Here is a 10,294-nt window from a genome sequence, read left to right as displayed (position 1 = left end):
GGGGGGGGGGGGGGGGGGGGGGGGGGGGGGGGGGGGGGGGGGGGGGGGGGGGGGTGGGGGGGGGGGGGGGGGGGGGGGGGGGGGTTGTGGGGGGGGGGGGGGGGGGGGGGGGGGGGGGGGGGGGGGGGCGGGGGCCCCCCCCCCCCCCCCACGGGGACGCCGTGAGGGTTACGGCGCCCCGAAGGTCAGCACCAGCTGCGGGGTGTTCTCCGCGGCCGACGCCTCCCTGGACCACAACCACAGCGCGTCCGTCCCGGTGCTCGTGAGCGCCAGGTCGTAGCTGCCCCCCAGAGCGGGAGAGAGCGCCGAGGTGTCGAGCGTCGCCGAGTAGACCGTCGACAGGTCGGTGGCCCCGCTGAGGGTGCCGACCGAGGTCGAGGACAGGGCGGGCTTGGAGACGAAGGTGGTCCCCGCCTCCGTCCAGCTTCCGGTCACCGGCCGTACGGCGAAGTCGTCCGTGCTGCCCGCACTGCTCAGCGTGGTCGTCTTCACCGCGAGCCGCGCGCTCTTGAGCACGGTCCCGGCCGGGGCCGCAGGCAGGTCGAAGCGCAGATACGTCTCGTACGCCGCGCTGCCGCGCACCGCCAGCGAGGTGGAGGTGCCGTAGTTGGTGCTCGCGGCACCGGCGTTGACGTACGTGTCGGCCGTTGCGCGGACGGTCTGCACGCTGTCGGCCGGGGCCGTGGCCAGGGTGTAATGGCTCTGCACCTGGGTCGCGCTCAGCACCGACGGGTAGATCGCGGTCTCGTCGATCTGCCCGGCGAAGTAGTTGCTGGACGGCTGGTTCGGCCAGCCGTTGAGGTTGTCGCCGCCGACGTGCCAGTAGCCGCTGTAGACCTGGCTGTTGGACTCGGCGAGGGTGCCGATCTGGGTGCCGTCCACGTACAGCGCCATCCCGGAGGAGCCCTGGGTGGCGACGACGTGGTGCCAGGCGCCGTTGTTGTAGCTGTTGGGCGTGGTGATGGTGCGGGCCGTGCCCGTCCACACGCCGAAGACCAGCCGGCCGTCGTTGCGCATGTAGACGTGCTTGTCGTAATTACCGCTGGCCCGCGTGGTGTTGTCGCCGAACCCGACGAGCTTGCCGCCACTGGTCGTGGTCGTCTTGAACCAGGTCTCGATCGAGTACTGACTCGGCACCGTGGTGCGCTTGTCGCTGTAGACGATCTGGTCGCTGCCGTTGAAACCGATGGCGGTGGAAGGACCGGTCACGGCGGCCGGAGTCTGGCGCAGCGAGGGCCCGTTGACGTGGATGCCGCTCTGGTCGCCGGGCGAGGTGTCGCCGACGAACGGAGTGGCGGACTCGTCATAGCGCCAGTACAGGTTCGCGCCGTCGTCGAGCACCTTCGCCGGGTACTTCTGGGCGGAGGTCGGCACTGTCACAGAGGTCGTGGCGGACAGCGCGGAGGCGTTGCCCGCCCCGTCGGTCGCGGTCACCCGGTAGCTGTAGGTGGAGCCGGCCGTGACGTTGGTGTCGGTGAACGACAGCTGCGGACGCGACCACTCCACGGAGTCGCCGTCGACCGTGTACACCGGCGTGGAACCACCGTTGCGGTACACCTTGTACGTCAGCTTGGTGTCGTCCGTGTCGAGGCTCGCGCGCCAGCGTATGTGGGCCTCGGTCGGCTTGACCGACTCCGCGCTGACCGAGGGCACCGTCGGCGCACCGACGTCCGGGGTCGCCGCGAAGTGCGTCAGGCCCTGGGCCGCCGAGCCGTTGACGGTGGTGAACTCGCCGCCGACCCACATGTACTTGTTGTCGGACGTCTCGGAGACTGCCATGGCGCGCGGGCCGATGCCCTCGCCCAGACCGTCGTTGGTGTCCGGGAACCAGCCCAGCTTGTTGGTGCCGGTGGTCGGCTCCGCGAGCAGGTGGCGACGGCGCCCGTCGGGGTATTCGCCGACACTGGAGCAGTCGTGCGCGTGCGAGGCGCTGTACACCACGTTCTGGTACGACTTGACGGCCTGGGTGGCGCCCAGACAGGTGTCGCGCCAGCGCTGGTTCAGCGTGGACAGGTCCAGCGCGATGCGGCCGTCGAAGACGCCGCCGCCGGTGCCCTCGTTGCCGGTGTAGAAGCCGGTGGCGTCCGTGTCGAGCGCCTTGACCACCGAGTTGTTCTCGATGAACCCCGGGTAGGTGCGGACGTTGGCGCCCGTAGCGGAGTCGACGACGGCCAGGGCGTGCGAGGTCGCGCCGTTGACGGTGAAGAAGTCACCGCCGAGGATCACGTTGTTGCCGTCGGGGGTGACCGCGACGGCACGTCCGGGCGCGTCGACGTCCGCCTGGAAGGGCTTGACGGCGCCGCTGGTGGCGTCCACCGCCGCGTACCGCGCGTGCGCGCTGCCGCCGACCGAGGTGAAGTCGCCGCCCAGGTACACGGTGTCGTCGGTGACCGCGAGCGCCCGCACGGTGGCGGAGACGCTCGGGTGGAAGTTCGCCTTGGGCGTGCAGGTGGCGATGTCGATCGCGGCGAGGCTGCTGACCGGCGTGCCGTTGACCGCGCCGAAGTAGCCGCCCGCGTATAGCGTCTTCTTGTCCGGCGACACGGCGAGCGCGCGCACCGTCGCGCTGCCGCTGCCGATCGTGAAGGACAGGTTGCAGGACGTCGGGTTGCCGGTCGCCGCGTTCAGCGCGACGAAGTTCACCGCGTTCTGCGTGGTCCCGCCGCCCCCCTGGGGCGGACGCACCTGCGAGAAGGTGCCGCCGGCGAAGATCGTGCCGCCCGCCTCCGCCAGGGCCCACACGATGCCGTTGGTCTGCCAGGTCGGCAGGTCGTCGGCGGTGAAGGCGACGGGCGGGGTCAGCGCGGCAGCCGGCTGCGGCAGGGCCACAAGGCCCAGGCCCGCCGCGGTGGACAGGACGAGGGCGGCGCTGAGCCCTCTGGATCTTTGCATGTACCCCCCGGCTTCCGGGCCCGGTCGCGGGCCCTCTGCCTCATCGAGCCCGCCGGTGTCCCTCGGATCCGAACGGGCCGCTCGAATATGTTTGTTTGCGAACCATACGAGTACATGACACGCAATGGAACGCACTTGGCTCATCTAGTAGGAAATTTCAACGTGTTCACCCCGACCCCGTGCGTCCCGGACGTCCGTGTCGGGTATGCGCAGGCCATCACGGACGCACCCGGCGTCAGCGGTCTATGCGCACCGCGGCACCCGCGAGTTGGTCCTCCACCTGCCGCACATCGGCGTCGACCATGATCCGCGCGAGCTCGTCCACCAGGACGGTGGGTCTCCAGCCCAGCGTCTCGCGTGCCTTGGACGCGTCCCCTATCAGTGCGTCGACCTCGCTCGGCCGTTCGTACTTGGGGTCGTAGCGCACGTGCTCGCTCCAGTCGAGGTCGGCGTGGGCGAACGCGGTCTCCACGAACTGCCGGACGGTGGCCGGGACTCCGGTGGCGACCACGTAGTCCGTCGGCTCGTCGTGTTGGAGCATCCGCCACATCGCCTCGACGTAGTCGGGCGCGTACCCCCAGTCGCGGACCGCGTCCAGGTTGCCGAGGTAGAGACGGTCCTGGAGGCCGGCCTTGATCCGCGCGACGGCTCGGGTGATCTTGCGGGTCACGAAGGTCTCACCGCGGCGCGGGGACTCGTGGTTGAACAGGATGCCGTTGACCGCGAACATCCCATATGCCTCACGGTAGTTGACGGTGGTCCAGTACGCGAAGACCTTCGCGGTGCCGTACGGGCTGCGTGGGTGGAAGGGGGTGCCCTCGTTCTGCGGGGGAGGCGTGGACCCGAACATTTCCGAGGACGACGCCTGGTAGACGCGGGTCTCCACCCCGCTCGCCCGGACGGCTTCCAGCAGCCGCAGTGTGCTCAGGCCGGTCACGTCGCCGGTGTAGAGCGGCGCGTCGAAGGAGACCCGCACATGGGACTGGGCGCCCAGGTTGTACACCTCGTCCGGTTGGATGTCGCGCAGCAGGTTCACCAGAGCCACCCCGTCGGAGAGGTCGGCGTGATGCAGCACGAAGTGCCGCTCGGCCTCCTGGGGCCCCTGGTAGATGTGGTCGATGCGCTCGGTGTTGAAACTGGACGACCGCCGCAGCAGGCCGTGCACCCGATATCCTTTCGACAGCAGCAACTCCGCCAGGTACGAGCCGTCCTGTCCGGTCACGCCGGTGATCAGTGCGGTCTTGGTCATGCGGTGTTCCCCTCCCCGCCGGACCCGTCACCGGGACGGATCCGGCCCGTACGCCCGCCGAGTGCGGGTTGAATGTCGTGAACTACGGGAAATTTCGGCAAAGTTGATGGTCCGGGCGTTCCGATCACGCGGCTCCTGGCATGATCCGGCCCATGACCGCATCGCTGCTGCCCGAACGTGCCCGTGTCTTCGTCGCCGGCCACCGTGGCCTCGTGGGCTCCGCCGTGGCTCGCCGGCTCGCCGCCGACGGGCACGAGGTGCTTACCCGTAGCCGCGCCGAACTGGATCTGCGTGACGCCGCGCGCACCGCGGCCGAACTCGCCGCCCTGCGCCCCGACGCGGTGGTGCTCGCCGCCGCGAAGGTCGGCGGGATCATGGCCAACAGTACTCAGCCGGTGCAGTTCCTGGAGGAGAACCTCCAGATCCAGCTCAGCGTGATAGCCGGGGCCCACGCCGCCGGGGTGGGCCGCCTGCTCTTCCTGGGCTCGTCGTGCATCTACCCCAAGCACGCCGGCCAGCCGATCTCCGAGGACGCACTGCTGACCGGTCCGCTGGAGCCCACCAACGAGGCATACGCCCTCGCGAAGATCGCGGGCATCGTCCAGGTGCAGTCGTACCGGCGTCAGTACGGCGCGTCGTACATCAGCGCCATGCCTACCAATCTCTACGGCCCCGGTGACAACTTCGACCTGGAGACGTCGCACGTCCTGCCCGCCCTGATCCGCCGCTTCCACGAGGCGGTGGCCGAGGGGCGGGAGGAGGTCGTCCTGTGGGGCAGCGGCACCCCGCGCCGGGAGTTCCTGCATGTGGATGATCTCGCCGCCGCCTGCGCCGTGCTGCTGCGCTCCTACGACGGCGACGAGCCGGTCAATGTCGGCTGCGGCAGCGACCTCACCATCCGTGAGCTCGCCGGGACGGTCGCCGGGGTCACCGGGTTTTCCGGCCGTATCGCCTGGGACGCGACGCGGCCCGACGGCACCCCGCGCAAGCTGCTCGACATCTCCCGGATCGCGCGGCTCGGCTGGAAGCCGGCGATCCCGCTGCGCGACGGCATCGCCGCCACCTACGCCCACTGGCGCGGCGGGCTCGACGGCTGACGGGCCTCGCTCGTGTACGGGCCTCGGCGTGCGGCGCGCGCCGAGGCACTGTGCGGCCACGGGCGGCGCTCTCAGTACGCTCCGCGGCCGTCGACGACGGCGCGGAACGTGCGGGCCACGACATCGACATCACTGGTGAACGACCAGTTGTCGACATAGCTGAGATCGAGCTGGACGGTCTCGTCCCAGGACAGTTCGGAGCGTCCGCTGATCTGCCACAGCCCCGTCATGCCCGGCCGTACGGTGAGCCGCCGCCACTCGACGGACGTGTAGTGCGCCACCTCTTCCGCCAGTGGAGGCCGCGGGCCCACCAGGGACATGTCACCCTTGAGGACGTTCACCAGCTGGGGCAGTTCGTCGAGCGACGTACGGCGCAGCCAGCGACCGACCCGGGTGACCCGGGGATCGCGGCGCATCTTGAACATCAGGCCGTCGTTCTCGTTCTCATGGGCCAGGGCGGCCTTCTGGCGGTCGGCGCCCACCCGCATGGTGCGGAACTTCCACATCACGAAGGGGCGTCCGGCCCGGCCGATGCGCTCGTGGAGATAGAGGACCGGTCCGGGCGAGGACAGTTTCACAGCGGCCGAGACCAGCAGCAGCAGCGGTGCCAGCACAAGCAGGCCCAGCAGGGCGGTGCAGCGGTCCAGGACCCCCTTGAGCAGAGGCTGCATGCCCTCCCGCACCGGCGGGGCCACGCGCAGCAGCGACATCCCGCCGGCAGACCCGGTTTCCAGACGCTTGACGGACACCTCCACCAGGCCGGGCGCCACGAACAACTCGATATCGGCGTCGTGCAGGCCCCAGGAGAGGCGGCGCAGCCGTTCCCCGGACAGCGCGGTGCCGGGGACGACGAGCGCCAGGTCGGCGCGGAGCCGGTGCACCGCGCTGATGACGAGGCTGGCGTCCTCCGTGGGGGACTCCGGGGCGGTGGCGGCGAGCCGTTCCCCGGTCCGGACCCCTGACGCGAACGGGCCCCGTCCCGCGGGAACGGCGCCCACCGCCACGTACGGGTGGTCGGTGCGCGCGGCGAGATGTGCGGTGACCCGGTCCACCGCGGTGGGCTCACCCACCACCAGGACCCTGATCACCGCCTGCGCCCTGCGGCGCACCGCCGTGAGATGCCGGTGTACCGCCTTGCGGCACACCAAGGTCAGCGGCAGGGCGGGCAGCAGCGCGGCCAGGCACAGCGGCGCGCGCAGCCGTATCCCGGCCCCGGCGTGTACCACGGCGAGCACCCCCAGCAGGATGAACCAGTCGTGGAGCACCGGCAGCGTGCCCCGGCTCTCGCCGATGGCGCGTGCCGCATAGCGCGAGCGGAACAACTGGACCCCCGCCCAGGCGAGTCCCGCAACGATGCCGCTCGGCATCGCCCACGGCTGGTGGGCGGCGGAGAGCACCAGAGCGACCGGCACCCCGGCACCGACGAGGTCGGTGATCAGGGAAGCCGGAAGATACCAACGGGACTTGCGTCCCATCCACGGTGAGGTGCGCGCCCGCGAGCGCGCCTTGCGCGATCTGTCGGATTCAGCGGCCTGAACATCCCACATGTACCCCCCCAGGCACGTTTCGCGACACGAGCGGCTTCATGTCGCGAACATCCGTCCGTCGAACATGAGGCACGATGGTGAACAGTACGGCAAACTTGTGCTCGCATGGGAGCGTTTACGTGAACGCCGCGAGAAGTGCCGATCCGTACGAAATCCCGCTCGGGGTCCTCTGGTTGGTCCGGCGGGGTCGATGGACTGGCGGAAAGCGATGCGAACGTCGAACGTGCTGGCTACAGTGTGCGCCCGGTGCGGAAGGGGCCGTACCGCGTCGATGTGGGGGGTTGTGTGGTGGGAGACAAGAACACGGCCGAGGCCGAAGCCACCGGTCGGGACGACGTGGTAGGGCGGGAGGAAGGGGCGGGCAGAGCCGGTCCGGCGGGCCCGGACCCGGTCGCCGACGTTTACGATTCCTCAACGGGTCCTTCACAAACGGAGGTTGACACTTCCGGAGTTGCGCCGACTCGATCCCCGCGCCGCAGGAGCCGTGCGCGTCGGGTGCTCCTCGGGGCGTTCGCGCTGCTCGCGGTGGGGCTGCTCATGGTGGGCGGGGTCACCTGGTGGGCCGTCGAGCACTACACGGGGAAGGTCGACCGTCTCTCCGGTGTCTTCCCGACACAGGTCCCCGCGGCGGCACAGCCGGCACCTTCCCGCGGCGGGCAGACCTTCCTCCTTGTCGGCGTCGACAGCCGCTCCGAGCTGCCGACCACGGGCCGTGACGCCAAAGCCCCCGAGTGGAAGTACGGGGCCCAGCGCAGTGACACGATGATGCTGGTCCACCTCCCCGCGGACCATTCCGGCGCTTACGTCGTCTCGCTGCCGCGCGACGCGTGGGTGGACATCCCGGGACACGGCAAGGCCAAGCTCAACGCCGCCTTCTCCTGGGGCGGCCCGCCACTGCTCATCGACACCGTGCAGCGGCTGACGAAGGTGCGCGTCGACCATCTTGCCGTCATCGACTGGGACGGCTTCAAGAAGCTCACCGACTCCGTGGGCGGAGTGGACCTCGTCGTGAACGGCGCCAGCCGCCGGATGAACGGCACCCAGGCCCTGGCCTATGTGCGTGAGCGCTACCACCTCGCCCGCGGCGACTTCGACCGCACGCACCGTCAGCAGTACTTCCTGCGCACGCTGCTGGCGAAGGTCATGCGACCCTCGACCTTCTCCAACCCCTTCAAGGCCGCCGAGGTGCTGGACGACCTCACCGCCGCCGTGAGTGTCGACGACCAGCTAGACGACGCCGACCTGCGTGCCCTTTTGTGGGACAGCAAGAAGGTCCGTCCCGGGAACATGGTGTTCATGAACGCGCCCGCCAGGGGGACCGGAACGATCTCCGGGCAGTCCGTGGTCCTCCTGGATCCCGGCGCCGGCGCCGAGTTGTGGCGAGCCATGCGCGAGGACGCCGTCGATATCTACCTGCAGTCGCACGACGCCGACCGGCTCGGGGCCACGACCCCCTGACGGGACGTCGGCGATCGCCGGAGATGTCTGGCTGATGATGGTTTGCCGGACAACGGGCCACTCGTGCAGTAGAGTTCGCACCAGCGGCCCCTCGGCGTCCGCGGAGGACACCCATGACGGATCATCCCGCTCGTCCGACGCACGGGCACCGAAGGTCGCCGGGCCGACGGCGTGCCGTGGTCGGTGCCCTGTTCGGCCTGCTGCTGATCGGACTGATCACCGGTGTCGGACTGGCCCGCGACCGCGAGGACGTCGCGCCCCGCGCAGCGCGGGCGAGCGCGACGCTTCCCTTCGACCTGCCGGCCGCCGGCGTGTTGCGCGACAGCCCGCATCTGGTCTTCGCGCACTACTTCCCGCCGTATCCGCCCTCCCTCGACAACCAGTCCGCCGCGCACGACTACTACGCCCGTAACTACCTCACGCCGCAAGGCGAGCGGGGCAAGCACGCGGCCTACGGCGGACTGCTGCGCGACCGGCCCCTGCCCGTGCCGCCGTCCAGGGGCGACTGGCAACTCGCCAACCTCGAACGGGAGGTGAGAACCGCACGGGACGCCGGGCTCGACGGGTTCACCGTCGACATCCTCTCCCTCGACGGCAACAACCGTCAGCGCGTCGACCTGCTGCTGCGCGCGGCGCAGCGCGTCGACCCGGGCTTCCGGATTGTGCTGATGCCGGACATGACGTCCCTGCACACCGACCCGCGCACCCTCGCCGATCAGTTGGCCCGGCTCGCCGCGTCCCCGTCCGCATACCGGCTGGCCGACGGTCGCCTCGTGGTCTCCCCGTTCAAGGCCGAGGCCCAGGACCCCGCCTGGTGGAGCCAGGTCATCGCCCGGCTGCGCGACCACGGCATCGGCACCGCGCTCGTCCCGGTCTTCCTGGACTTCCGCGCCAACGCCGAGAGGTTCGCGCCGGTCAGCCATGCCTTCTCGTCCTGGGGCAATCGGAGCTACACCCGCCAGGAAAACGTTCCCGGCGACATCCGGCTCGCCCACTCCCTGGGAAGGAAATGGATGCAGGCCGTGTCCGTGCAGGACGCCCGGCCCAACCAGGGTGTCTACGACGAGGCGGGCAACACCGCCACCCTGCGGTCGACCTGGAACCACGCGATCTCCGACGGTGCGGACTGGGTGCAACTCACCACCTGGAACGACTACTCGGAAGGCAGCCAGTTCGCCCCCTCACTCCACAACGGCCACGCCTACCTGGACATCTCCTCGTACTACCTCACCCGCTTCAAGACCGGGGCCTGGCCGCGGATCGTCCGCGACACCGTGTACGTCACCTCCCGCGTCCAGTTCGCCGAGGCCGGCGGTGCCCCGCTCCAGCCCCGGCTGATGCGCCCGCGGCCGGGCACCGCGCCCCCGCGCGACCAGGTGGAAGTGCTCACCTTCCTGACCGCGCCCGCCACGGTCTCGGCCCGCGTGGGCACCGTGCCCCACACCTACCGTGCCCCCGTCGGCGCGTACGCCCAGGACCTGCCTCTGTCCCCCGGCCGCAGCGAGGCAGTGGTCCGCCGCGCGGGGGCCACCGTCGCCGCCGTCACCACCCGCTATCCGGCGCGGCGGACGGTCACCGTGCAGGACCTTCAGTACTACGCGGTCTCCAGCGGCCGCCGGTGAACCGGACGCGCCCCGCAGCCGTCTGGAGGCCGCCCTCGCGGACATCTGGGCCGACGTCTTCGGCCTCGACGAGGTCGGTGTCCACGACGACTTCCACGATCTCGGCGGTCACTCGCTGCTGGCCGTGCGGATCACCAACCGGGTCAGGGACGAACTCGGCTTCCCGCTCACCGTCCGCGGGCTCTTCGAGCATCCGACGATCGAGGAGCTCAGCCGGCTGATCGACGGGACCGGCGCGGAGCACTGACCTGTCTGGGAGAGATCACTCGGGGCGCGGCATCTCTTCGGTCCGCGGGGCCTGCCGTACCACGGGAAGCGCGGTGACGACAGCGGCCAGCACGACCATGAAGACGGCGTACGCCACCAGCGTGCCCCGCGCCCCCAGCGACTGGAGCAGGCCCCCGGCGGCCAGTGAGGCGAGATCGATGA

7 protein-coding genes are annotated in these 10,294 nt (G+C 70.4%); 4 read left to right on the top strand and 3 right to left on the bottom strand.

The genetic code is table 11. The annotated features are described in order from the left end of the window. Nucleotides 1–168: 168 nt before the first annotated feature. Nucleotides 169–2,892: a LamG-like jellyroll fold domain-containing protein gene (locus tag ACGFSA_RS28680; protein ID WP_393308957.1), complete on the bottom strand. Its 2,724-nt coding sequence runs from the start codon at nt 2,890–2,892 to the stop codon at nt 169–171. A 235-nt stretch (nt 2,893–3,127) separates the two neighbouring features. After that, a complete protein-coding gene (gmd, locus tag ACGFSA_RS28675; RefSeq protein WP_393308956.1) occupies nt 3,128–4,141 on the bottom strand; it encodes a GDP-mannose 4,6-dehydratase in 1,014 nt (337 codons plus the stop codon). 152 nt (nt 4,142–4,293) lie between these two features. On the opposite strand from gmd, the gene ACGFSA_RS28670 reads away from it, so the two are divergent. After that, a complete protein-coding gene (locus ACGFSA_RS28670; protein WP_393308955.1) occupies nt 4,294–5,238 on the top strand; it encodes a GDP-L-fucose synthase family protein in 945 nt (314 codons plus the stop codon). Between the two features lie 71 nt (nt 5,239–5,309). On the opposite strand, the gene ACGFSA_RS28665 is transcribed toward ACGFSA_RS28670, so the two are convergent. Next, nucleotides 5,310–6,713, bottom strand: a complete 1,404-nt coding sequence (locus ACGFSA_RS28665; RefSeq protein WP_393308954.1) for an exopolysaccharide biosynthesis polyprenyl glycosylphosphotransferase — start codon at nt 6,711–6,713, stop codon at nt 5,310–5,312. Between the two features lie 567 nt (nt 6,714–7,280). Between ACGFSA_RS28665 and ACGFSA_RS28660 the strand changes: the two genes are divergently transcribed. The 3 genes from ACGFSA_RS28660 to ACGFSA_RS28650 all read left to right on the top strand — a co-directional run bounded on the left by ACGFSA_RS28660 (nt 7,281) and on the right by ACGFSA_RS28650 (nt 10,112). Then, complete coding sequence (locus tag ACGFSA_RS28660) at nt 7,281–8,243, top strand: LCP family protein (RefSeq protein WP_393308953.1); 963 nt, start codon at nt 7,281–7,283, stop codon at nt 8,241–8,243. A 113-nt stretch (nt 8,244–8,356) separates the two neighbouring features. Beyond that, nucleotides 8,357–9,865 carry a glycoside hydrolase family 71 protein gene (locus tag ACGFSA_RS28655; RefSeq protein WP_393308952.1) on the top strand — a complete coding sequence of 503 codons (1,509 nt, stop codon included), beginning with the start codon at nt 8,357–8,359 and terminating at the stop codon, nt 9,863–9,865. Then, nucleotides 9,798–10,112 (top strand): phosphopantetheine-binding protein, encoded by a 315-nt coding sequence (locus ACGFSA_RS28650; protein WP_393308961.1) that lies wholly within the window; start codon nt 9,798–9,800, stop codon nt 10,110–10,112. The genes ACGFSA_RS28655 and ACGFSA_RS28650 overlap by 68 nt, the downstream gene beginning before the upstream one ends. The last annotated feature ends 182 nt before the right edge of the window (nt 10,113–10,294 follow it).

Source organism: Streptomyces sp. NPDC048496 (assembly GCF_043200055.1).
Taxonomy (GTDB): Bacteria; Actinomycetota; Actinomycetes; order Streptomycetales; family Streptomycetaceae; genus Streptomyces.
The sequence above is the reverse complement of the archived record's forward strand: the minus strand, read 5'-3'. Positions and strand labels throughout refer to the sequence as shown.